This is a genomic window from Bacillus sp. FSL R5-0585, from assembly GCF_038004545.1.
GTDB lineage: Bacteria > Bacillota > Bacilli > Bacillales > Bacillaceae_G > Bacillus_A > Bacillus_A cereus.
Genome location: NZ_JBBORJ010000001.1, coordinates 3,115,461 through 3,140,095 on the forward strand (window position 1 = coordinate 3,115,461; position 24,635 = coordinate 3,140,095).

Consider the following 24,635-nt stretch of genomic DNA (forward strand, 5'->3'; position numbering starts at 1 on the left):
GTGCTTTTTACCTTCTTGTGGGGAAGGTTCTTAGACGCGAAGGGTTAGGAGCCGGAGCTAGATTACATATAAAGCGGAGGCGGCTCGTTTAGCTCTGACTGGCTAAGGTTCTTTCGCATAGAAGACGCTTTTTGTCTTCTTATGCGAAAGGTTCTTAGACACGAAGAGCTCGCTGCCGGAGCTGGATTTCTACAAAAAGCGGAGGCAGCTCGTTTAGAATGTGAGGGGGATGGAGCTCCTGACGTAGAGACGCTTTTTGCCTCGCAGGAAGGCGCGAAGCCACCGAACATTCTTGCCGCTGGAGCTAGATTTCTACAAAATTAAAAAACCGCCAATTGGCGGTTTTTTAATTTACCTTTTGCTCATTTTCCATTTCCCATAACTTTTCAAAAAATGGCTGTCCTTTTACGAGACGCTCGCATAATTGTTCGTGCTTATCAGACCAGCCTGTTTTCGCTTCATCATACAGCTTAGCCCAAATATCTTCAAATTCCATATGTTGAACCATTCCATACGCTGATGGATCCCACTCTGTGAACCAATAGCGAATTTCTGCTGTATTTTTCGTTGTATGTAATTGATCTAACGCCATAAATAATAATTGTTTTAGCTGTCTTTCTTTACGAGTCAAGCCATTCATAATGAAAGGCGATGGTGATAAAATGTGATGTTCTTTTTCTGTTTCTTCTACTTGGAACTCATACTTTTCTGCTTGTACGTTTTCTACCATCTCATATACCATTTGCTCTTGGCGTGGTATAAGTCTACTTTTGCGAATTGGTACATTGTAACCAATTGTGTCAATGGCAATAATGCCTTTCCCATCTGTAACAACAAAGCAATACTCTTGCTGCAAACGTTCATGATTTTTACGAATATAAGCCTTATGATGTACGTCTTCCAGCATTTTTTGCGGAAGCTCTAACAATTCGTTCTCGATGTAATGATATAATGTGGCATCTACTTTTAATAATGGCACTTGATCTAATAGCTCAATCGTATCATCTTTCCGCCATTCGTAAAAATGACAAACGTTATACCCATTTTCTTCACCTTCAAACCAATTTACCCATACATCATGTAGATATAACATTCACTACCCCTCACTTCACTACTGTTTGTACCAATCATTATGTTCATTTTTGCTTAACTTTATTCCACTTGAGGAAATATATTCTAATTATTATTTTTTCTTCTATTAATACTAAAAAAACAGGAAATAGAATTCCTGTTTTTTTATATATGAAATGTATTTGCTTTATTCAATATTTCTTTTGCATCTATAGATAATAAAGAAAGTGTATCTTCTCCTTCCAAAGTTACACAATCTTTGACAATATGAAATCCAAGCGCATAGCCAAGCATCTTCGGATAAGAGTGAAAGCCATTTAATAAGATGTCATGTTCCCTTGTTCCTCGTTTTATACTTATTCTTTCATGTACAACATTTTTCCAATAATAAACAGCCTCTTCTTTTGAAAGATACGCCGTCCACGGTGCATTGTTTTTTTCTGTATACCTTTCTGTTACTGCTTGTTCCGCTAGCCCTTCCATAATCATCGTATCAAGTAATGTATATTCTGTTTCTTTCGTCTCAATTTGATGTAACCTGCATATGTGATGATATTCATGCGCCAATAACACTTTTAATTCTTCTACCGAATTCCGCCCACATACGAATAAGAAAATAACATGACGCATAGATAATCCAGCCCTACCGTTATACTCTTCTTGTACAGTTCGATTATAGGAATCTGATAATAAAATAAAGACAGGGACATCTGGACCTTTTAACCAATTTTTCAGTTTATCATACTCCAGGCTCAATTCTTTCCAAATTTCCTTTTCCTCTAATTCTTTAATTTCCTTTTCTCCGCGCATGATCGGGCGATACATCCCTTTTGAAATTAAAAAGCGATACAACCTTTCTTTTGGCAACGGAATATACTTCGTAAATTTCTCACAAAGTTTTTCTGGCCGTCCATAATATAAATGTAGCCATTCAGCTGTTTCAACAATCCCCATCTTTATCCCTCCTTTTTCTTATGTATATGCTACAGGAGAAAAAGGCGTAAAAATAAATAAGGAGTTTTTTCGCAATATATTGCGAAAAAACTCCTTATTTCATCGATTATTTATACGATTTAAATACTAACACTGCGTTATGACCACCAAATCCTAATGAGTTACTTAATACTGCATTTACTTCTTGGTGTCTCGCTTGATTTGGTACGTAATCTAAGTCACATTCTGGATCTGGTGTCTCATAGTTAATTGTTGGAGGAATTACTCCGTCTGTAATTGATTTAATAGAGAAAATCGCTTCAACAGCACCAGCTGCTCCTAATAAGTGACCTGTCATTGATTTCGTTGAGCTAATTGCTACTTTATACGCGTGCTCGCCGAAAGTTTCTTTAATTGCCATCGTTTCATATTTTTCATTCGCATCCGTACTTGTACCGTGCGCATTAATGTAATCAATATCTTCTGGCTGTAGGCCTGCATCAGCTAAAGCTTGACGCATTGCGCGCACTCCGCCTTCCCCACCAGGAGCAGGCATTGTAATATGGAATGCATCTCCAGTTGCACCATAACCAGCAATTTCCGCGTAAATGTGAGCACCGCGTGCTAATGCGTGCTCTAATTCTTCAAGAATTAGAATACCTGAACCTTCACCCATTACGAAACCGCTACGGTTTTTATCAAATGGACGGCAAGCCGTTGCTGGGTCTTCATTAAATGTTAATGCTTTCGCTGAGCTAAATCCTGCGAATGCCATACTTGTTAGCGGCGCTTCTGCTCCGCCTGTAATCATTGCATCAGCATCACCACGCTGAATTGCTTTAAATGCATCACCAATTGAGTTTGCACCAGATGCACAAGCCGTTACAGAACAAGTGTTAATTCCTTTTGCTCCTGTTGCGATTGATACTTGACCTGCTGCCATATCTGGAATCATCATCGGCACGAAGAATGGGCTCACGCGGCGTGGGCCTTTCTCAGTAAAAATCTTAAATTGTTCTTCGTATGTTTCCATACCGCCAATACCAGATCCAATCCATACACCAATTCGAGGTCCGTTTTCTTCTGTAATTTCAAGCTTTGCATCTGCAACTGCCATTTTCGCTGCTGCTACTGCATATTGTGTAAAGCGATCCATACGGCGCGCTTCTTTTTTATCAATATATTTCTCGACTTCAAAGTCGTTAATTTCCGCTGCTACTTTTGCTGGAAATAGTTCTGGATCAATTCTTGTAAGTCGCCCGATTCCAGATACACCCTTTTTAATGTTTTCCCACGCTGTTTCAACATCTGTTCCGACCGGTGTAACAGCTCCTAGTCCTGTAATTACGACCCTCTTTTTTTCCATACAAAATACACTCCTTTTTTTCTCTCAGTCCTTATTTACCCCAACGAAGAGCAACTGCTCCCCATGTTAATCCGCCGCCAAAACCAACAAGTATAATTAAATCACCGTCTTGAATACGTCCGTTTTGCAATTCCTCTACCATTGCAATCGGAATTGAAGAAGCTGATGTATTACCGAACTTCTCAATCGTCATACTCATTTTTTCTTGTGGTAAATTTAACCTCTCTCTTGCAGATTCCATAATACGAATGTTTGCTTGATGCGGTACTAAGAAATCCACATCTTCTTTCGTAAGACCAGCTTTATCTAAAACGCGAAGACAAGAATCACCAAGTTGACGAACGGCAAATTTAAACACTTCTCTGCCATTCATCATAACATACTCGTCTTGATAAAGGTGTTTGCCGCCACTTCCGTCTGCTCCTAATTCAAAAGATAGAACGCCTTTACCTTCTGAAACAGCTCCCATTACGACAGCACCGGCTCCGTCTCCAAATAGTACTGCTGTATTTCGATCGTTCCAGTCTACAATTTTAGATAGTTTATCACTACCAACTACTAATACATTTTTATACGTTCCTGTTTGAATAAATTGCTGTGCTGTAATCATTCCGTACATAAAACCAGCACATGCTGCACTTAAATCCATTGCAGCTGCATGTTTCGCTCCTATTGCTTCTTGAATTACACAAGCAACTGCTGGAAAAGCACGATCTGGTGTTACTGTTGCTACTAAAATAAGATCGATATCCTCTCCGCTAATTCCTGCATCTTCAAGTGCTTTTTTAGAAGCCTCTACGGCCATATATGAAGTATCTATTGTATCATCGGCAATGCGTCTTTCTGCAATTCCCGTTCTCGTACGAATCCATTCATCGGATGTTTCCATTATTTTTTCTAAATCGTGATTTGTGACTACTTTTTCTGGCACATATCTTCCGATCCCTAAAATGCCCACGTTCACATCGCAGCCCTCCGTTTTATATCAATTATTATGACTTGGTACTAATTTTAAAACATAAATGTATTTTTGTCTAGAATATATTTCACATAAAACAGAAAGCTAACGCATTATTCACGTTATTTTTCATTAAAAGAAACAGAAACATACCTCTCAAATATAAAAAGACTCAAACCCTTCTGTTCACGGTTCGGGCCTCTCTTCCATCTTAAAAAGATGCTTTTTATTCTTTATCTGCTTTCCTTCTAAACTAGAGAGTTCTCCTCACTACTTTTCCTTTATCCTCTTCCTATCTCTGGTTTTCCACCAGGCGAGAATAAAAAAGGCCCTGACCGCTTCTATCCACGGTTCGGGCCTCTCTTCCAGCTTAAAAAGATGCTTTTTATTCTTTATCTGCTTTCCTTCTAAACTAGAGAGTTCTCCTCACTACTTTTCCTTTATCCTCTTCCTATCTCTGGTTTTCTCCCAGGCGAGAATAAAAAAGGCCCTGACCGCTTCTATCCACGGTTCGGGCCTCTCTTCCAGCTTAAGAAGATGCTTTTTATTCTTTTTATTCTTTATCTGCTTTCCCGAGCTCATAAGCCTCGTTCATAACTTTCATTAACAACTCTAACACCGGCTGTGCCTTCTCCATATCAAGTGCAATTCCATTATCATCTAAAATTGCCTTTGCTTCCGGTAAATGCTTCATTGCGATTTGTAAAAACTGCATGCTTTTTTCGTTCATATTATACTCTTCCTCTCCATTAAAACTTTCACATACAATAGTGTAACACGCGTACTACCCTTCGTATAACTCTTTATATTTTTTCATGTGTGCCAGTTGCTTATTTAAACCGTATTCTAACGGAGTATTTCTTTTTATCGAAATTACTTCGATAGCCTCATCTCTTACTTCGCTATTATTTTTATTTACTTTATCATCCGCGCGTAAAAGATTCATACCTTTTTCCCATAATGACTGTTTACCACTAAGTAAATTGTATATACCAAGATGCGCCCCGTTCGTTCCATGTTCCCATAAGTATTCACATACATCTTCAACGTAAAGTAAATCATTCCCCTTTTCCTCAATCGTACAACGGCACTCTTTTTCAACTAATTCTGATAAAATAAGCTGATGAAACATCATAAAGGACGGTTGCCACGGTCCATATAATGTTGGAACTCGAAATACACTATATTGTAAATTCCCTTTTTTCAATCCTTCTTCTACTTTCAAAAATAGGCGCTTATTTTCGGATTCATCTGTACTGCCTACTTCAATAGAAGAAATTAAATTTAACTTCACTTTTTGTTCTTCACACATTCTTATAATTCGCTTTAAATATTGTAATATGACTCTTTCATTCCGAAATCCACTTTGCTGATTTGGCTCATATAAGCAAAAGTAAACAGTATCGAATCTCTCTTCCTCAACCGATCTCCATCCATCTTCATCTCTTATCGAATAATACGTAAATAACGCATTTCGCCCAATTAATAATAACTTCTCTTCATTAATTTTGGTCATACTATCGAATTCATCAAAATCAAGACCATAGACTTCCACTTCTTCTGCAATCATTTTATTTACAAGGTGATAACCTACAAACGTAAGTGCACCTATTATCAGCACGCGTTCCATACCACCAACCCTTTCCCTCTGAAACAAATAGCTCCTCATTTATGTATATGGGAGCTTCATAATTCTTCTTCATATTTTTTAAAGAAATCGGTCGTTTGCCTAACCATTTTATATTTCACATCTTGCAGATGGAACAAGACAGAAGTATCACATTGATTTAGTTGCCTCATTTTCTCATATCTACGCAACTGCTGTTTTCTTCCTCTTTTTTCTTGTGTTGATACGAAAATTTTAACAGGTACACAAGATGGAAGAAGCGTAAATGATTTCTTATTTATTTTTAATTCTAATTCTTCTTCTTTGGAATCATACGCCAAACTTAATTCCTTCACCAGTCTCTTGTAAAAAAACTTATGCTCTTTCTCAAACTCCACATATTCTGGTAAATCTAAACACGGATTTAACATAATGACAGAGCGTATACACTCAGGATATTTGTTCATCATTTCAAGTGCTACAAGTGCTCCCATACCATCTGCCATAATGTGCATTTTCGCATTCAATGTCTCTTTTCTTAACACAACGTCATATAAACGTTTTGCTAGACGAACAGATTGGTCGTTTCCCCAATGTCTTCCGTATAAATTAGAAGAAAAGACAGTGTAGCCTTGCTCAATAAGGCCATGTAAAAAATAAGATCTACCCGCATGCTGTGTCCATAAACTTGTACCATTCTCAATAAAGTAGTTGTAATCACCAAGAAGCATTACAGAAAATCCATTTGGCTTCTCCGGTAAATAAATGACACATGGTTCTTTTTCCAAGTAAAAAAAACGTTCCGTAATACTCATTTTTCCCCCGCCTTATTTTCTAAACATATAAAACCACTCTTTTATAATGTATGAACGGAATGCAAATTTGCGTTGAAAAATCTACAAATATTTTTCTATATTCTTTTTTCAATTGTGTTACAATAAGGACAGATTGAACGAATAGAGGTGTAAAATATGCGTTTCATTTGGGCATTAATTTGGTCGTTCTTACTTGTACATATGATGAGCTATGTAATCGGCTCTATGACTGGCGGTACATACGACTTTAACCAAGCGTCTATTTTCTCAGTTGTTCTTGCTGTGTTAGTACTAGCAATTTCAGCTGCAATTCCAAACGAGCCAGTAGAACAACACTAAAAAAAGAGTCCGGATTTTATCCGAACTCTTTTTTTATTTTTATTTCACATGAACGACTAATTCGTTATTTTCTACATCAACAACTACGTGACTATTGTCAGTAATTGTTCCTGCAATTAATTCTCGTGCTAATTTCGTTTCCACTTGACGCTGTACGTATCGTTTTAATGGACGAGCTCCGTACATTGGGTCGAAACCAGCTTCCACAACAAATTCTTTTGCTGCATCTGTTAATTCTACTGTAATGTGACGGTCAGCTAGACGACCTTGTAGTTCTTTTACAATTTTATCAACAATGCCTTTAATTTCATTCGTTGTAAGAGGTTTGAATAAAATAATTTCATCAACACGGTTTAAAAATTCTGGGCGGAAATGTCCTCTTAATTGTCCCATTACAAGGTCTCTTGATTCCTCTTTAATCGAACCATCTTCTTCTAATCCATCTAGTAAATGAGCAGATCCGATATTTGAAGTCATAATAATAACTGTATTTTTAAAGTCCACTGTACGACCTTGCGAATCTGTAATGCGCCCATCATCTAACATTTGTAATAAAATGTTGAATACTTCTGGATGTGCTTTTTCAATTTCATCTAATAAAACAACGGAATATGGTTTACGTCTTACCGCTTCTGTTAATTGACCACCTTCCTCATATCCTACATATCCAGGAGGTGCACCAATTAAGCGTGACACCGCGTGTTTTTCCATATACTCAGACATGTCAATGCGAATCATTTGCTCTTCACTATCGAATAAAGACTGCGCTAACGTTTTTGCAAGTTCTGTTTTACCAACACCTGTTGGTCCTAAGAAGATGAAAGAACCAATTGGACGATTCGGGTCTTTAATACCAGCGCGAGCACGAAGAACTGCGTCTGACACTAAGCTTACTGCTTCCTCTTGTCCGATGACACGCTCTGATAAGATTTGCTCTAAGCGTAATAATTTCTCGCGTTCACCTTCCACGAGTTTCGCAACAGGAATACCAGTCCAGCGTGAAACAATATCTGCAATTTCTTCTTCACTTACTTCCTCACGTAATAAACGATTTTCTTGTTTATTATGCGCGCCCATTTCTTCCGCTTCTTTTAACTCTTTTTCAATTGCTGGAATTTTCCCGTGACGAAGTTCGGCTGCTTTATTTAAATCGTAATTACCTTCTGCTTCTTCTAATTCACGACGCAAACGTTCTAAATGTTCACGTAAGTCACGAACTTTGTGAATGTCTTCTTTTTCTTTCTCCCACTTTGCTCTCATACCACTTGCAACTTCTTTTAAATCCGATAATTCATGTTGCAATGTTTTTAGACGCTCTTGGCTACCACGATCCGTTTCTTTTCCAAGAGCCGCTTCTTCAATTTCCAGCTGCATAATGCGGCGCGTTACTTCATCTAATTCTGTTGGCATAGAATCGATTTCTGTACGAATTGTTGCACACGCTTCATCAACAAGGTCAATTGCTTTATCAGGTAAGAATCGATCTGAAATATATCGATCTGATAAAACTGACGCTGCTACAATCGCACGGTCATGAATATTTACACCGTGATAAATTTCAAAGCGTTCTTTTAATCCACGTAAAATTGAAATTGTATCTTCAACAGTTGGTTCTTCTGCTAATACTTGTTGGAAACGTCTTTCTAGAGCTGGATCTTTCTCAATATATTTACGATATTCATCGAGTGTCGTCGCCCCGATACAATGCAGTTCACCACGCGCAAGCATCGGTTTTAACATATTTCCTGCATCCATCGCACCTTCTGTTTTACCAGCTCCAACTATTGTATGAAGTTCATCAATGAATAATAAAATGCGGCCTTCACTCTTTTTAATTTCATTTAATACAGCTTGCAGACGCTCTTCGAACTCACCACGGAATTTCGCACCTGCTACGAGCGCACTCATATCTAACGCAAAAATCGTTCTATCTTTCAATCCTTCAGGTACATCTTTTTTCACAATACGCTGTGCTAGCCCTTCAACGATTGCTGTTTTACCAACACCTGGCTCCCCAATTAAAACAGGATTGTTTTTCGTTTTACGTGAAAGAATACGAATTACACGTCGTATTTCACTATCACGGCCGATTACAGGATCGATTTTCCCTGCTCTCACTTCCGCCACTAAATCACGGCCATATTTTTCTAACGCTTCATAAGTTGCTTCTGGATTTTGACTAGTCACTCTTTGATTCCCCCGAACTGTCATTAAAGACTGTAATAAGTTATCTTTCGTAATATACAATCTTGTAAATAATTGATTTATATCGCCTTTTTCTTCAGAAAAAGCAAGCAATACATGTTCTACTGAAATGTAATCATCCTGCAGTTTTTCTGCTTCTTTCCCTGCTCTTACAAGCAGTTGTTGCAGAGCGCTCGTTACATACAATTTTCCAACTTCTGCACCGCTCCCCGTTACAGAAGGTTTCTTTTTAATTAAACTTTCAGCACCTTGCTTTAATGCTTCTATATCAACATTCATTTTTTGAAATATACGTACTGCTAATCCATCTTGCTCTTCTAATAATGCAAGTAATAGATGAACAGTATCCACCTCTTGGTGATGATGAGATACCGCTAAAGATTGGGCACTCATAATCGCCTCTTGTGTTTTTGTTGTCATTTGATTTAAGTCCATCTTTACAGCCCTCCAAAAGTTTGACTTTCTTTGACCTTTGATTTGATTATACGCCAACTGACTTTTTTATACAATAATTTTACCTATGTATTTTCAAACTTATTATTTGAAAAAGAAAAAGAGAGCATTCATTATACCGCTAAAAATACGGTAAATGAAATTACAATGTGTAACGACAAAAAAGCCGCAATAATGATTGCGGCTTCTGTTACGGTTTTCTTTTATATGTCCACTGGCGGTTATGATTCGTGTTATCCGGAAACTTTTCACCGGCAGTTAATTTCACCATTTGCGGATCTTTCACCATACTTCCCGTTTCACCAATTTCTACGTAAATGCCATCATTCGGCGCTTTTTGTCCAGAACGAAACCTGCGATTTTGTCCCATCTTCATTCTCCTTCCATGACGTCTTGCCTCATTAGTATATCCATTTTAAAAGAAAGCTTTTCTGTCATGTTTAGGAAACAGTACTACATCTCATTCTTGTACATATATATGAATGACACAAGCGTAAGCAGGGATTTCTTTCCTACTTGTAGAAAAAAAAGAAACCAACCTACTCTAGGCTAGTTTCAAAGGAGAGTCAAACATATACGAGAAGATTACATGTTCATTATATGCCTCATCACACGAGTAATGTAACCCTTTTCACAATTTGTACATAATGAAAGAAACATTGTTTGAACTTTCTAAAAAGATGTTGACTTTTCTTAATTTCCAACGATAAATAGTAGACACCACAGCACTTTGAGACGTAAGATGGATATATAGTGAAATTTCCATCTATGGTGATTTCACCGAGTCTAACCTCTTATTTCTGCATATTAAAAACGGAAATACAGATAGATACAAAAAAATTATTATAAGAGGTGAAATTATGAACAAACAACATTTAATCGCATTAGACTTAGACGGCACTTTATTAACAGACAACAAAATAATTTCCACTCGAACGAAACATACAATTGCAAAAGCAAAGGAACAGGGACATATTGTCGTTATTTCAACAGGACGTCCATTCCGTGCTAGTTATGATTACTATAAAGAACTTGATCTTAACACACCTATCGTAAACTTTAACGGCGCTTACGTACATCATCCTCTTGATTCAAACTGGGGAACACATCACTCTCCTCTTGAGCTAGCAACAGCGCAAGAAATTGTCCGAGCTTGCTTTGATTTTGGCGTAAAAAATATATACGCGGAAGTAATGGACGATGTGTATGTTCGTGAAATTGATGAAGATAAAAAACATATTTTCGAATTCGGCTCTCCTAAGATTTTTACGGGAGACTTATTAAATATTTTAAACGATCATCCAACTTGCTTATTAATTGACGCCCATGACGAGCATTCTACTGCAATTCGTCAACATTTAACCGATATGCATGCGGAAGTAATCGACCATAGAAAATGGGGCGCACCTTGGCCGATTATTGAAATTGTGAAAAGCGGATTAAATAAAGCAGTTGGATTACAAAAAATTTCTAGTCATTACAACATTCCACAAGAGCGAATTATCGCTTTCGGTGATGAAGATAATGATTTTGAAATGATTGAATTTGCTGGTCACGGCATCGCAATGGGAAATGCCATCCCTGAATTAAAATCACTCGCAAACCATACGACGTTAACGAACGAAGAAGATGGTATTGCTTTATATTTAGAAGAGGTTCTTGGGTTATAATCTAAAAATTCCCTACTTATAGTTTCCTGCCAAATGTCCATACTATAAGTAGACGCATGAGACATTGCGTCGATTGTTTTCAGCTAAATAAAGGGGGTTTTTCGAATGGGTAAAAAGAACAAATCAAAACGTTTTATCCAACAAGGAGCCGATGCTGTTATGAAGCATGATGCAAGATTCCCGTACAGAGGTACATTAGCTGAGGCAGAAAAAGCAAGAAGTAACTCTTCTTTTGGAGGGGTTTAAATGGGGAACTTACTATTCCAACAAGCTAGAGATGCTGTTGAAAATGCCGTATCTTGTTCAAGCGGTACTGAGCAACAAGATCTCGTGTATAGAGCAAAAAATGCTTTGCAATCCGCTTACGCAAACTCTTCAACTGCTGAAAAAGTTCAGCTCCGTGAAATGCAAGAGCAATTGCAAAACATCACGAATTTACATTAAAAAAGAGGACCAACTTTGGTCCTCTTTAATCTTTCCGAAACAATCCGAACACCCCAACTGTTTGCAGTATATTTGTAAATGCACCTGGGTCCACTTGTTTAATAATCCTCTCTAATTCGTATAACTCGTAACGGGTAATAACCATCATTAACATTTCTTTATTTTCATTCGTATAAGCACCTGTTGCTGGTATCGTTGTAATCCCTCTTACTAATCGCGAGTGAATCGCCTTTCTTACGTCTGCCCCATTCTTCGTAACAATTAATGCTGTAATCTTTACATGACGAGTATGAATTGCATCAATAATTCTCGTTGATACATATAAAGTCACTAGCGTATATAACGCTTTTTCCCATCCATATACATAGCCAGCAGCGATAATGATAATTGCATTAAAAAAGAAAAAGTATGTACCGACAGGCTTATCTTTTATTTTTGATAAAATCATGGCGATAATATCTAATCCACCTGTAGAAGCACCCCACTTTAAAGCAATCCCTACTCCAATTGCCGAAATAATCCCGCCAAAAATCGCATTTAATATGATATCATTCGAAACCGCTCTAACAGGGATGATCTCTAGAAACAAAGTCATAAATATAACACAAAGAAAACTGAAAAAGGTGAAGGCCTTTCCAACCTTTTTCCACGCTAAAATAACGACAGGAATATTAAATAAGCTAAACAATACTCCCGTAGATATGTGAATCGATAAAAAATCACCTAATATTTGTGATAATAATTGAGACAATCCAGCAAAGCCGCTCGCATACACTTTTGCTGGCGTTAAAAATAAATTCATCCCAATCGCGTTTAATAAACCTGCGATGATTACAACGATTAACTTCTTTATAAGTTCAGTATAATTCAACTTCAAATCCATTTGGAATCCACCTTTACCCTTCATAAATGCACCGCTATACATAGTCTTTACGAAAAAGGAAATGATAAACGTACAACGTTTAGAAATGGAGTTGATACATATGCCACATACGAGTGATAACGACAAAAAAGCACGCGATAATAACGCAAAACGCACACAAAAAAATGAGCAAGAACAAAAAAATATTCAGCAAGGTAAACGTGCATATTCTAAAAAGACCGATCACCTTTGATTCCATCGTACATCAACAATTATGTTGATGTACTTTTTTACATTTTAAAGGAAAAAAACATTAAAAATTCACTTCATGTTCACTTCTATATTCTACAATAGCGATAACATATTCGGATGAGGTGTTGGCATGAGAGGGAAACATATTTTCATTATTACTGCACTAATAAGTATATTGATGTTATCTGCTTGCGGACAAAAAAACGGCTCAGCTACAGTCGCTACAGCAACAGACTCCACCATTACAAAGGATAACTTCGAAAAACAATTGAAAGATCGTTACGGAAAAGACATGCTATACGAAATGATGGCACAAGACGTCATCACAAAAAAATATAAAGTACCTGATGAAGAGGTAAATAAAGAAGTAGAAAAAGTAAAAAAACAATATGGAGATCAATTCAAAAAAGTATTAGAAAATTATGGTTTAAAAGATGAAGAGGATTTCAAAAATCAAATTAAGTTCAAACTTGCTATGAATGAAGCGATTAAGAAAAGCATTACAGAGAAAGACGTAAAAGACCACTATAAGCCAGAAATTAAAGCGAGTCACATTTTAGTAAGTGACGAAAATGAAGCGAAAGAAATAAAGAGTAAACTAGATGCTGGTGCTTCATTTGAAGAATTAGCAAAACAAGAATCACAAGATCTGCTATCAAAAGATAAAGGTGGAGACCTTGGATACTTCAATTCAGGTACAATGGCTCCTGAATTCGAAACGGCTGCCTACAAACTAAATGTTGGACAAATTAGCAATCCCGTAAAATCAGCAAACGGTTATCACGTTATTAAATTAACTGATAAAAAAGATTTAAAACCTTACGATGAAGTAAAAAACTCTATTCGCAAAAACTTAGAGGAAGAACGTACTGCTGATCCTGTATTCAGCAAAAAATTGTTACAAGAGGAATTAAAAAAGGCAAATATTAAAATAAATGATAGTGATTTGAAAGATACATTTACTCTTGTTTCTCCGCAAGGAAATTAAAAAAAGCACACCCTTATCTTTTTAGATAAGGGTGTGCTTTTTAATCTTTCATCAATATTTTCAACTTTTTCTTCAAGCTTTTATAATGCCAATTGATGTGATCTAATTCTATCTCCACTTCAATTAGCGCATCTATTAATTCTTCTTTAGACTGTTGTGAGTTCATAATATTTTCAAGTAATTGTTCGAATCTTTCAGTTCTCTCATATATATCATGTAAATCAACTGCTGCTATTTCGTGTTCTTTTTCAAAGGATAATACAGAGAGACTCTTTATCAATTGTTCCAGTACATTATCTTGCATTTTCGTACCTCTCTTTCAATATCTCATCATCATAAGAAATTATAAGATATACTGCGTTATAAAATTTCATATACACACCTTTTCGTCAAAGCGTATTACCCACACTTATTTTTGTTTAATAACTCAGATATCTAATCCCGGATAGCCCCTAAATATTAGGGCATTCATTCAAGCCCATTGCTAATTATCATACTTTCAATTATCCATAAAGTTTCTATTTCACGGATGCTCTCTAGTTTCTTTATACTCATCAATAATATATCCTGAATAAGCAGTAGCCTGCCTCTCATATCCAATTCTCGTTAGTCTTATATCATTAATCCATTGAAAATAATGTGTTAGTTCATGCGCAATAGTAAACAAATATCCTCCCAAAGCGTCATCTTTCCCTCTTTTCTCTAGCTCATCGTAATAATCTCCTGTCGAAATACGAATATACGGCTCATCATTTCGATCAAATGGTTCAAAGAAAGTACCATAGACCAACTCACCATCCATCGCCTTTATTTTATATGAAGATTTCACATAAATAGGTACTCTAATTGGGAAAAAATATTCTCGGCGTATCCATTTACAAAACTCTTTAATAGCTCTTCTCACTTCAGGATCAACATCTTTATCGAATTTTACTCGTAGTCCCATGCGATGACTCTTCTCTTCTAGATTATAATATTTCCGCCAATTTGTTAGTATCCAAATATGCATATAATCATCCTAATTATTTTATATTTTTAATACTGTCAGCGTTGTAAAAATTCAAAACACAGTGTAAAAGCTATCACAATTTTATACATAAAATGAAACTTTAATCAGTGATGATCTTACTGCCCGGCAAATAGCAGGATAGGCAGTACAAACACTGCGATAAATCTCTTATATTCTTTTAGCCTTTTTAATGAATCACATAAGAAATACTACAATCAAAATCTTACTTAAAAAACTACATAATAATTAACCATATATTTTTAAAACTTTATAACATACCTCTTCTATAACTTTAGTTTCCATCCTGCCTACTTCTTTCACAATATCTACCTTATAGAGCGAATACATTATTAAAAATAAAAAGAACTATCCCTTCTCTTAAAAATCCAGAGAAAGAATAGTTCTTTTTTCATTCACTTTATTTCTTAAAGTAAGTCCAACCTTCTTCTTGGTAAACCTTTTCTTCTTTCATCAACTTACCAAGTGCGCGCTTAAATGCAGCTTTACTCATGTTAAAGCGTTCTTTAATATCTTCTGGATGGCTCTTATCCCAAAACGGCATTGCTCCGCCTCGTTCTTCCATATATGCATAAATTACTGCAGCATCGTCTTCCATTCCTTCTTCTTTACGAGGAAGAAGTGAAATGTTAATTGTACCGTCATCTTTTACGTCAATAATACGTCCTGTTACACGCTGACCGATGCGGACTTGTTCTTTTCTTTCTGTATGGTGTAAGAAAGCACGGAAATGTTCATCTGTTAAAACGAATGAACCTACTTGAAGCGAACGATACACACGTCCGTTTACGTTTTTATTACGCATAGATGGTGTCGCATCTACAACGATTTCTTGCATATCACTATCTCTTGCTGGAAGAGCAATTAAACGATCACGATTCGTTAATTTTAACGTACAATATAATTCGTCTCCAACTTCTGGCCATACCGGCATATAAATTGGGAATTCATCGGCTGGAATTAGTATATCTTTTGATACACCAATATCAACAAACACACCTAAACTCGGAATAACTTCTACAACCTTTACCCAGTTCCAATCATACGTTGTAATAATTGGCTCCTTCATTGTTGCTGAAATACGATTTTGGTGATCAAGGTATAAGAATACGTCAATCGTATCGCCTTCTTCAATTTCTCCAGCTACTTCATTTTTATGTAGGAAAATTTCTTCTTCTTCATTCCCAACCATATATCCGATTTCCGTTTCGCGTAAAACAGTTACCTGTTCAATCGATCCTATTTGCAAATACATATTTTTTAATTCCCTTCTATATATATAAAATTATCTTTTTTATCATTCCAAACAAAAGTTAATTATAACATGATTTTTCCTATATTTGTCCAACTGCCCAAAATTCACTATAATAAAATGAGGTTACATGAATATAAATACGAAAACACTTAAGTCTAGACTCGTTTTCAGCTATACTTTAGTATGTACAGTACATAACAAGATTAGAAATTTATTTGGAGGTGCTAACTATGGCAAAAGATAGTTCTTTTGACATCGTTTCGAAAGTAGAATTACCTGAAGTAACAAACGCAATTAATATCGCATTAAAAGAAATCCAAAACCGATATGACTTTAAAGGAAGTAAAAGTGATATTAAATTAGAAAAAGAAGTACTTGTTTTAACTTCTGATGACGAGTTTAAATTAGAGCAAGTAAAAGACGTTCTTATCTCTAAACTTGTAAAACGTAACGTTCCAATTAAGAACTTAGATTACGGAAAAGTTGAAGCTGCAACTGGCAACACTGTTCGCCAACGCGCAACACTTCAACAAGGTATCGATAAAGATAACGCGAAAAAAATTAACAACATCATTAAAGAAATGAAATTAAAAGTAAAAACACAAGTACAAGATGATCAAGTACGTGTTACAGCGAAAAGCCGTGATGACTTACAAGCAGTAATTGCAGCTGTTCGTAGCGCTGATTTACCAATCGACGTACAGTTCATTAACTACCGCTAAAAAGAAAACTCCTCTTAATTAGAGGAGTTTTCTTTTTTGTCTTGTAGAGACAATATTACGAGAACAAACTATAGAAAAAGATATATGCGGTGAAAATTGCTAAGTAAACGGAGTCTAACCATACGAAGACTTTACAAGTGACCGTATGATTAAACTAGACCTTATTGTAGAATTTGTTTTATACATGCATTTAGCAGACCTTATTGAAAATAAGAAAAAGACACCTCAAGACGTTTCCCCTTTCAATTTGAATTACTTTTCTTAATAACTACATCTTAGACCAAAATCATCTTAAAAATCGCTGTAACTCATAATTCCTCTCCACGTCAAAACGTAACAATTTATGAGTATAAGAATATTTCCCAACCTTTAATGTAATGTAAAATTAATAAGGAACTTAAAAAATGTTAATTAAAAAAGAGTTAGAAGTGGTTATTATGAAGAAATTAATACTATGGTTTTTATTGGCCACATTCTCCCTAAATACTGTAGGATGTTCTAATAATGCGAATTCACTAACGGATAAGTCTAACTGTATCAACAAAGCTTGGTACAAAAAAACTATGTCATGTAATCATTTAAAAAAACATTAAATAGTTAATGATAAAGGTCATAAAAAAAAGACACTTCAAAGTGCCTTCCTCCGACTTGAACCAATAATATTCGGATGGATTTAAAAAGAAGCATACATCGTTAATAAAGATGCAGACTTCAAAATAAAAAGTACACTAAGTAAACTCTTATTCAAAAATTTATATTAAACACTAATATTTTAGAAGAAAGTTTATAAGTTTAGAACCTACAGGGATTTTCCCTGTAGGTTTTATTATATTTCAAGTGATTTCCAAATGAATTATGAGTGACTTTTTTCAGTTTGGTTTTCAAAATATTTTTCTTTAACCATTTTTATCAGATTTTCTTTTTCTGTTAGTTCAAATATAAATAATGCTTTTTTCATGTTATTTGCAACATCTTCTTCATTAGGTTGTTTAAGTTTCAATAAATTCCAAGCTTTTCCATAGTATAATTCACCTAGTAAATATAAAGTATTTAGATTAATAGCTAGTTTGATACCCATATCATTGTATTTTACTGCCTCTTCATGTTGATTTGCATGACCTAAAATTTTTGCTAAATTAAAAATAATTTTCAATTTAATTTCTTTATCTCTAGGAAAATCTAACTTATTAAAATTAGTTAAACACCTTCTTAATATATTAATACTTTTTTCATATTCTTTATTTTCCCCATGGAATATAGCAATTGTCTGCATAATATCTATTTCTCTTTCTGATAAAAAATCTGAATTAGTTACAGTTAATTTTAATGCATTATTTAAAAAATCTAAAGCAGTTTTTATTGATTTATCCACCATAAATATAGCAATCGCTTCATGCCATATTAAAAATTGTTTATCTTCTGTTGATTGGAAGTTATTTTCGTTTTTCTCTTTTTTCACTATTTCATAAAGTTCTTTGTATTGTTTTTGCTTTAAGCAATCTTTTATTACGCATTTTACATTTTCTACATATTTTAGTTTTTTGTTTTGAGTTAATGCAAATATATTATTTGGGTCAATACCAAGTCTTTCTGATAATTGATATAACAATATACTAGATGGATAAATCACACCTTTTTCTATTTTGCTAATTTGACTTTGCGAACATATTCCATGACATAATTCGGATTGTGATATATTTTTTTTAATTCTAAGCTCTTTAATGGTAATACCCAAATCGTAAAACTCCATTTTCCCACCTACTATTTAGCACTGTATTAGTATAAGAGTATTCTCTAACTTTTAATGTAATGTAAAATTAATATAGTTGCAATTATTGATTTTTCAAAGATTCTTCCCTATCGGTGCTAACACAAAAAACAGGTTAGGAAGAAAATCCTCTTCCTAACCTGGCCCTCCTCTCACTAGGGACGTTTTCATTCTCACATCGTTTCTCTTAAGAAATTTCATATCAACAGAATAAACACTATCGCCCCACCGAACAAACTTACAAATCCAATAAGAAGACATGAACATAGAGTGAGTAACTTCTCATCTCATCTACGTTTCCTTTTAACTGCAATTAAAAACGCAATAAATAATACATTCACACCAACGATTAAGGAGATAAATAACCAATTCACACCTGTTTCTCCGTTAACTTTATACACGTTTGATTCTTCACGCTTTAAAACGAGATAAAATTTTCCGTCTTCCTCTCTTATAATTTCATCCTGCAACAATCCTCTTAACTCTTGTTTTTCACCAATTGCACTTGCAGGTAAGGAGACTTTTTGTGTTTCTTTCGTATTATTAATTGCTACTAAAGTTACTTCATCTTTATATTTTCGTTTTAGTATACTCATCCCGCTCTTATCATACAGAAGCTCAAACGTACCGCGTCGTAAAGACGGTCTCGCCTGCCTAAGTTCACCTAGTTTTGTTATGTGCTGCATAAATTTTTCGTCTGACTTAAAATCCATTAATCGTCTATTATCGGGTACACTTCCTCCATCTAATGCAATTTCAGTTCCGTAATAAAAATTCGGAATCCCAGGTGATGTTAACAAATATGTAAGCGCCAATTTTAAACGTGATGGCGGATAATACATATTTTCTTTTGCAATACGCGCATATCTTTTTGTTTCTTGATCATCTAAAAACGTAACAAATTCCCCTTCTTTTTTACTCACATCGTATAACGATTTCACCGATACATCTGCTTTTGAAAACGATTCTACTATTTTTTCGTTGTATTCGCTATCCTCCTTTGTCATAATACGAAAATCTTTCTTTATCACTTGCATATCTTTTTGCGCGTTATCCCAAAAGGAACGCGGCTTTTTTTCACTATGTATAACATAGCTTCCGTCTAAATCAACTTCTTTTATCCACCATTTCATTGCATCAATTACCTGTCGTTCGTTTTCTCCAAGTGGAAATTGAAATACAACTTTCATTCCTTTTGCATGAACTTCTTTTACAAGTTCTTTCACATCATTGTCTGTCCCGAAATGTTCATTTACCTTTTTAAAATTTCGCACGTCTAATCCATCGTACTTTCCACTTTCAAAAAGTGGCGAAAGCATAACGGTAGTAAAACCCATTTCTTTTATGTAATCCAACCTTTTTATAATTCCTCTTATATCCCCGCCTTGATACCCTTCTAAATTACCAACTTCTAATTGTTTGTCATTTTTCGGTTCTCCATTATTGAAGCGATCAATCATAATGGAGTATATAACTTCATCTTTCCACTCTCTTTTTTCGTCTGCAAAAGTATGTATTGGTACAAACAAAACAAAAGCTAAGCAAAAACAAATGAATAGTTTCCTAGTCCGTATTTTTCCCACACGCATCCCCCAAGTTTTTAATTGTAAGAATATTATACCAATTATCCAAGTGAAACGCATATGTCGATTTCAATCCTCACAAAATAATCTATGTTACATTTTCTAACATCATGTATATATTTTTCTGAATTTTTAGTTGATTTTTAATTCCTTTTCGAATATGATATGAAACATAACAAAACAATGTTATTTTTTCTAACATTATAGGAGGAGAGCTCATGAATATGGGAGATACGGTTTTTATGTTTGTGACAACAGTAATGGTCATGTTGATGACACCAGGATTAGCACTTTTTTATGGAGGTATGGTTCGCAGCAAAAATGTACTCAGTACAACGATGCATAGTTATAGTGCAATGTCTATCGTTTCGATTCAATGGATTGTTATCGGCTATTCTTTATCATTCGGACCAGATTGGCACGGGCTTATCGGTACACTTGATTGGTTCGGTCTAAACGGAGTTACCTACACACCAAATCCAGACTACTCATCCACTATTCCTCACAATTTATTCATGATGTTTCAACTCATGTTCGCCATTTTAACTCCAGCTTTAATTTCAGGTGCATTTGCTGAAAGAATGCGATTTTCTGCCTTTCTTATTTTTATCCTTCTATGGACAACGATCGTTTACAATCCTGTCGCTCATTGGGTATGGGGCGTCGGCGGTTGGCTAAGGGAACTTGGTGCACTAGACTTCGCTGGCGGAAACGTCGTTCACATCACTTCCGGAGTTGCTGGTCTTGTATTAGCTATCTTCCTTGGAAAACGAAAAAACATAAACGGTTCTTCTCCTCATCATTTGCCATTTACAATGTTAGGCGCAGGCTTATTATGGTTTGGCTGGTTCGGTTTTAACGTCGGAAGCGCATTATCTTTAAATGATGTAGCTTTAACTGCATTTATTAATACAAATATAGCTGCTGCTGCCTCAGCATTAACTTGGATGCTTTCAGAGTGGTTCTTCCAATCAAAACCGACTGCGATGGGAGCTGCTTGTGGCGCCGTTTCCGGTCTAGTCGCTATTACACCAGCTTGCGGGTTCGTTACCCCTTTCTCAACTCTTCTTATCGGAGCAATTGGTGGTATATTATGCTTTGGCGCCGTTTTCTTCTTAAAAACAAAATTCGGTTATGACGATACACTTGATGCCTTTGGATGCCACGGCATCGGAGGAACTTGGGGCGGTATTGCAACAGGACTATTTGCAACTACTGCCGTAAACGGCGATGGCGCTAACGGATTATTTTACGGAAACGCCTCGCTGCTGTTGAAACAACTTGTAGCGATCGGCGCAACATATGCGTTCACAATTATAATGACGTATGCCATTATTAAAGCAATCAACTTCTTCCTCCCTGTCCGGGTAGATGAGCACGAGGAACATATGGGACTTGATATTTCGATGCATGGTGAGAAAGCTTATGAACATGCAGAGCGAGCAAACTAAAAAAGAGATGCAATCTATTAGTAATAGATTGCATCTCTTTTTTGCGCACCGGACAACATACCCCACCTAGTATAACCGGAAATATATTAACGTTTTTTTGGATATATCAACGATTTTTCAAATATATCGATTGTTTCTTTCAATATATCAACGGTTCGACACAAGATATCGATTTACAAACAAATTCCGACATGTTTTACATGCGAAATACCCCACATAACTTTATACAAAAAAGACGACCGAAGCCCAGTCGCCTTTTCCTATTTATTTCGGAGCATTTCCTACGTATTGCGTAATATCAACATTTAACGATTGCGCTAAACGCATACCGTACTCTTGATCTGCACGGAAGAAGTTACAAACAGCTAGTAATTTCGTGCGTTCATTTACGTCTTTTAAGTCATTTGTTAAGTTTGCAATTAAGTTGTCTTGCTCTTCTTTAGAGAATGAACGGTAACGCTCACCTGCTTGTTTGAAATCATTTGGTTTGTCAATTTTCTCACGAGATACATAGCCTTCTACTTTCATAGTTGAATCGCGGTAAGCTGGGTCTTCAACTGGATTTTCAGCATGACGGCTCGGTTCGTAGTTGATTGTAGATGGGTTTTGATTGATTTGCATCGCACCATCACGTTGTTGGTTATGAACAGCTGCATATGGGCAGTTTACAGGAATTTGTAAGTAGTTTGCACCAAGGCGATAACGCTGTGTATCTGGATAAGAGAATAAACGACCTTGTAATAATTTATCTTCAGATGGTTCAATACCATTTACTGTTGCACTTGGAGAGAACGCCACTTGTTCTACTTCAGCAAAGAAGTTTTTCGGGTTACGATTTAACGTCATTGTCCCTACTTCCATTAATGGAAAACGATCTTCTGGCCACACTTTCGTTGGATCTAACGGATCGAAATCTAAAGAATCCGTTTCTTCTAATTGCATTACTTGTACGTGTAAATCCCACTTCGGATAATTTCCTTTTTCAATTGCATCGAACAAGTCACGAGTTGCATGGTTGAAGTCTTTTCCTTGTACTTCTTGCACTTCTTTTGCACTGAAGTTACGTACACCTTGCTGTGGTTTCCAGTGATATTTAATGTAGACGATTTTACCTTCTGCATTAATCCATTTAAATGAGTGTACACCGAAACCTTCCATTTCACGATAGCTCGCTGGTGTACCGTAATCAGAAAATACCCATGTCATCATATGTGTAGATTCTGGGCTTAACGTCATGAAATCCCAGTAACGATCTGGTGTTTGAATATTTGTATCAGGTGCTGGTTTTAAAGAATGCACCATATCAGGGAATTTAATTGCATCACGAATGAAGAAGACCGGTAAATGATTACCTACGATATCATAGTTTCCTTCTTCTGTATAAAATTTAACAGCAAATCCACGTGGATCACGAGCTGTTTCTGGAGAACCTTGACCATGAATAACCGTTGAAAAACGAACAAAGACAGGCGTTTCAGTTCCTTCATTTTGTAAAAATGCTGCTTTCGTATATTGCTTCATGCTATTTTTCGTAACGAATACACCGTGAGCACCTGCACCACGTGCGTGCACAACACGCTCTGGAATACGTTCACGATCAAAGTGAGCCAATTTTTCTACTAAATGATAGTCTTCTAATAATACCGGTCCACGGCGACCAGCTGTACGAGAATTTTGATTGTCTCCAACCGGAGCACCTTGGTTTGTTGTTAAACGATTATTTGGATTCATCTAGGGGGATCCTCCTCTTTCTTTCATAGTAATTATTATTTATTTAAAATTATTATAATCTAATTATTATTCAAAACTAAATCTTTGTCAACTATTTCCTTCACTTTTTTTGAAATAATTTCAGCCAAACAGTCGATAAATATAGATTGTGCATTCGGCATATTCGGTCTAAAATACGCAGCATTTAATTCATCCGTCACAACTTTACACTCGTAATCGTTGTCATATAAAACTTCTAAATGCTCTGCCACAAAACCGACTGGGCAATATACGAAAGATTCATATCTATGCTCTTCAAACAAATCTCTCGTTAAATCTTGCACATCTGGACCAATCCACGGATCTGGAGTATTCCCAGCACTTTGCCAACCGATTGTATAGTTTTGAATATTTGCAGCTTCTGCAATTAAATCTGCCGTATGCTTTAGCTGTTCTACATATGGGTCTCCTGCTGCAATAATCTTTTCCGGCAAACTATGCGCTGAAAAAATTACGACTGCTTTCTCTTTATTATCAATTTCTGTAAACGTCTCTTTTATTTGGTCTGCCCAATACGAAATAAATTTCGGTTCATCATACCATTGTTCAATTGGTTCAATAACAGGACCACCGATTTCTTTTGAAAGACGAATAGCACGGTCATTATACGCTTTAATGCTAAATGTAGAGTAATGCGGCGCTAATACGATACTAATCGCTTGCTCGATCCCATCACGCTTCATTTCTTCTACAGCATCTTCTATAAATGGTGCAATATGTTTTAAACCTAAGTAACAAGTAAATTCATACTCTGTAAATATGTTATTCATTGAATCTGTTAATTTATGCGCCTGTTCTTTCGTAATTTTTGCAAGCGGTGAAATTCCACCAATCGCTTTATAGCGCCCAATTAAATCTTCAAGCGCTTCTTCTGATGGCGTACGCCCGTGACGGATATGTGTATAATATGCCTCTAGATCGTCTAATGATTCTGGTGTTCCATACGCCATTACGAGTAAACCTATTCTTTTCTTTGTCATCTATCTAACACCTCAATTTTATAAATGAGAATCTTTTTCAGAACGTTTGTTTCCAATTATAACAAGTAATAATAAGTACGTCAAAATAATAATTCTAATTAAGTATTATTTATAAAG

26 protein-coding genes are annotated in these 24,635 nt (G+C 35.8%); 9 read left to right on the forward strand and 17 right to left on the reverse strand.

Annotated features, from left to right (window positions below):
- Positions 1–141: 141 nt before the first annotated feature.
- Entirely contained in the window at positions 142–324 is a 183-nt protein-coding gene (locus MKY38_RS16005; protein WP_086385476.1) for a hypothetical protein, read from the forward strand.
- Positions 325–346: 22 nt separating this feature from the next.
- Here the strand turns inward: MKY38_RS16005 and MKY38_RS16010 are convergent, their stop codons facing one another.
- From MKY38_RS16010 to MKY38_RS16040, 7 genes are all read right to left on the reverse strand, one after another.
- Complete coding sequence (locus MKY38_RS16010) at positions 347–1,093, reverse strand: YjbA family protein (protein ID WP_000966127.1); 747 nt, start codon at positions 1,091–1,093, stop codon at positions 347–349.
- 143 nt (positions 1,094–1,236) lie between these two features.
- Entirely contained in the window at positions 1,237–2,025 is a 789-nt protein-coding gene (locus MKY38_RS16015; RefSeq protein WP_000513277.1) for a DUF2268 domain-containing protein, read from the reverse strand.
- Positions 2,026–2,131: 106 nt separating this feature from the next.
- Entirely contained in the window at positions 2,132–3,370 is a 1,239-nt protein-coding gene (fabF, locus tag MKY38_RS16020) for a beta-ketoacyl-ACP synthase II (RefSeq protein WP_000412656.1), read from the reverse strand.
- Positions 3,371–3,401: 31 nt separating this feature from the next.
- On the reverse strand, positions 3,402–4,334 hold the full coding sequence (gene fabH / locus MKY38_RS16025; protein ID WP_001100547.1) for a beta-ketoacyl-ACP synthase III: 933 nt from the start codon (positions 4,332–4,334) through the stop codon (positions 3,402–3,404).
- A gap of 547 nt (positions 4,335–4,881) precedes the next feature.
- Positions 4,882–5,058, reverse strand: coding sequence for a ComZ family protein (locus tag MKY38_RS16030; RefSeq protein ID WP_001986215.1), 177 nt, complete (start codon positions 5,056–5,058; stop codon positions 4,882–4,884).
- A 54-nt stretch (positions 5,059–5,112) separates the two neighbouring features.
- Positions 5,113–5,985 (reverse strand): NAD-dependent epimerase/dehydratase family protein, encoded by an 873-nt coding sequence (locus MKY38_RS16035; RefSeq protein ID WP_001986101.1) that lies wholly within the window; start codon positions 5,983–5,985, stop codon positions 5,113–5,115.
- Positions 5,986–6,014: 29 nt separating this feature from the next.
- Positions 6,015–6,749, reverse strand: a complete 735-nt coding sequence (locus MKY38_RS16040; RefSeq protein ID WP_000028714.1) for a hydrolase — start codon at positions 6,747–6,749, stop codon at positions 6,015–6,017.
- Between the two features lie 156 nt (positions 6,750–6,905).
- Here MKY38_RS16040 and MKY38_RS16045 point away from each other — a divergent pair, with 156 nt between their 5' ends.
- Entirely contained in the window at positions 6,906–7,088 is a 183-nt protein-coding gene (locus tag MKY38_RS16045) for a YjzD family protein (protein WP_001211116.1), read from the forward strand.
- Between the two features lie 39 nt (positions 7,089–7,127).
- Here the strand turns inward: MKY38_RS16045 and clpB are convergent, their stop codons facing one another.
- On the reverse strand, positions 7,128–9,728 hold the full coding sequence (gene clpB, locus MKY38_RS16050; protein WP_078384959.1) for an ATP-dependent chaperone ClpB: 2,601 nt from the start codon (positions 9,726–9,728) through the stop codon (positions 7,128–7,130).
- Positions 9,729–9,936: 208 nt separating this feature from the next.
- On the reverse strand, positions 9,937–10,116 hold the full coding sequence (locus tag MKY38_RS16055) for a YjzC family protein (protein WP_000531421.1): 180 nt from the start codon (positions 10,114–10,116) through the stop codon (positions 9,937–9,939).
- 490 nt (positions 10,117–10,606) lie between these two features.
- On the opposite strand from MKY38_RS16055, the gene MKY38_RS16060 reads away from it, so the two are divergent.
- The 3 genes from MKY38_RS16060 (at position 10,607) to MKY38_RS16070 (ending at position 11,860) form a co-directional block, all read left to right on the forward strand.
- Complete coding sequence (locus tag MKY38_RS16060) at positions 10,607–11,416, forward strand: Cof-type HAD-IIB family hydrolase (RefSeq protein ID WP_001041232.1); 810 nt, start codon at positions 10,607–10,609, stop codon at positions 11,414–11,416.
- A gap of 105 nt (positions 11,417–11,521) precedes the next feature.
- A complete protein-coding gene (locus tag MKY38_RS16065) occupies positions 11,522–11,662 on the forward strand; it encodes a hypothetical protein (RefSeq protein WP_000516816.1) in 141 nt (46 codons plus the stop codon).
- Entirely contained in the window at positions 11,663–11,860 is a 198-nt protein-coding gene (locus MKY38_RS16070; protein ID WP_000527407.1) for a DUF3813 domain-containing protein, read from the forward strand.
- 25 nt (positions 11,861–11,885) lie between these two features.
- Here the strand turns inward: MKY38_RS16070 and MKY38_RS16075 are convergent, their stop codons facing one another.
- Positions 11,886–12,743 carry a YitT family protein gene (locus tag MKY38_RS16075; protein ID WP_000364431.1) on the reverse strand — a complete coding sequence of 286 codons (858 nt, stop codon included), beginning with the start codon at positions 12,741–12,743 and terminating at the stop codon, positions 11,886–11,888.
- Positions 12,744–12,843: 100 nt separating this feature from the next.
- Between MKY38_RS16075 and MKY38_RS16080 the strand changes: the two genes are divergently transcribed.
- A complete protein-coding gene (locus MKY38_RS16080; RefSeq protein WP_001120851.1) occupies positions 12,844–12,975 on the forward strand; it encodes a DUF3941 domain-containing protein in 132 nt (43 codons plus the stop codon).
- 129 nt (positions 12,976–13,104) lie between these two features.
- Entirely contained in the window at positions 13,105–13,962 is an 858-nt protein-coding gene (prsA, locus tag MKY38_RS16085; protein ID WP_078384957.1) for a peptidylprolyl isomerase PrsA, read from the forward strand.
- Positions 13,963–14,002: 40 nt separating this feature from the next.
- Here the strand turns inward: prsA and MKY38_RS16090 are convergent, their stop codons facing one another.
- From MKY38_RS16090 to MKY38_RS16100, 3 genes are all read right to left on the reverse strand, one after another.
- Positions 14,003–14,266, reverse strand: coding sequence for a hypothetical protein (locus MKY38_RS16090; protein ID WP_341049159.1), 264 nt, complete (start codon positions 14,264–14,266; stop codon positions 14,003–14,005).
- Between the two features lie 219 nt (positions 14,267–14,485).
- Positions 14,486–14,971 (reverse strand): hypothetical protein, encoded by a 486-nt coding sequence (locus MKY38_RS16095; protein ID WP_000548429.1) that lies wholly within the window; start codon positions 14,969–14,971, stop codon positions 14,486–14,488.
- A 418-nt stretch (positions 14,972–15,389) separates the two neighbouring features.
- Complete coding sequence (locus MKY38_RS16100) at positions 15,390–16,244, reverse strand: CvfB family protein (protein ID WP_000281265.1); 855 nt, start codon at positions 16,242–16,244, stop codon at positions 15,390–15,392.
- Between the two features lie 230 nt (positions 16,245–16,474).
- Between MKY38_RS16100 and MKY38_RS16105 the strand changes: the two genes are divergently transcribed.
- Complete coding sequence (locus tag MKY38_RS16105; protein WP_001040149.1) at positions 16,475–16,966, forward strand: YajQ family cyclic di-GMP-binding protein; 492 nt, start codon at positions 16,475–16,477, stop codon at positions 16,964–16,966.
- A gap of 853 nt (positions 16,967–17,819) precedes the next feature.
- Here MKY38_RS16105 and MKY38_RS16110 read toward each other — a convergent pair.
- Positions 17,820–18,716 carry a helix-turn-helix domain-containing protein gene (locus MKY38_RS16110; protein ID WP_000397889.1) on the reverse strand — a complete coding sequence of 299 codons (897 nt, stop codon included), beginning with the start codon at positions 18,714–18,716 and terminating at the stop codon, positions 17,820–17,822.
- Between the two features lie 305 nt (positions 18,717–19,021).
- Positions 19,022–20,377 (reverse strand): alpha-amylase family glycosyl hydrolase, encoded by a 1,356-nt coding sequence (locus MKY38_RS16115; RefSeq protein WP_065223864.1) that lies wholly within the window; start codon positions 20,375–20,377, stop codon positions 19,022–19,024.
- Between the two features lie 158 nt (positions 20,378–20,535).
- Between MKY38_RS16115 and MKY38_RS16120 the strand changes: the two genes are divergently transcribed.
- Entirely contained in the window at positions 20,536–21,768 is a 1,233-nt protein-coding gene (locus MKY38_RS16120; RefSeq protein WP_070179953.1) for an ammonium transporter, read from the forward strand.
- Between the two features lie 264 nt (positions 21,769–22,032).
- On the opposite strand, the gene katB is transcribed toward MKY38_RS16120, so the two are convergent.
- Together katB and hemH are read right to left on the reverse strand one after the other, a co-directional pair.
- Entirely contained in the window at positions 22,033–23,499 is a 1,467-nt protein-coding gene (gene katB, locus MKY38_RS16125) for a catalase KatB (RefSeq protein ID WP_048553980.1), read from the reverse strand.
- A gap of 59 nt (positions 23,500–23,558) precedes the next feature.
- Entirely contained in the window at positions 23,559–24,518 is a 960-nt protein-coding gene (gene hemH, locus MKY38_RS16130) for a ferrochelatase (RefSeq protein ID WP_070179952.1), read from the reverse strand.
- Positions 24,519–24,635 lie beyond the last annotated feature (117 nt).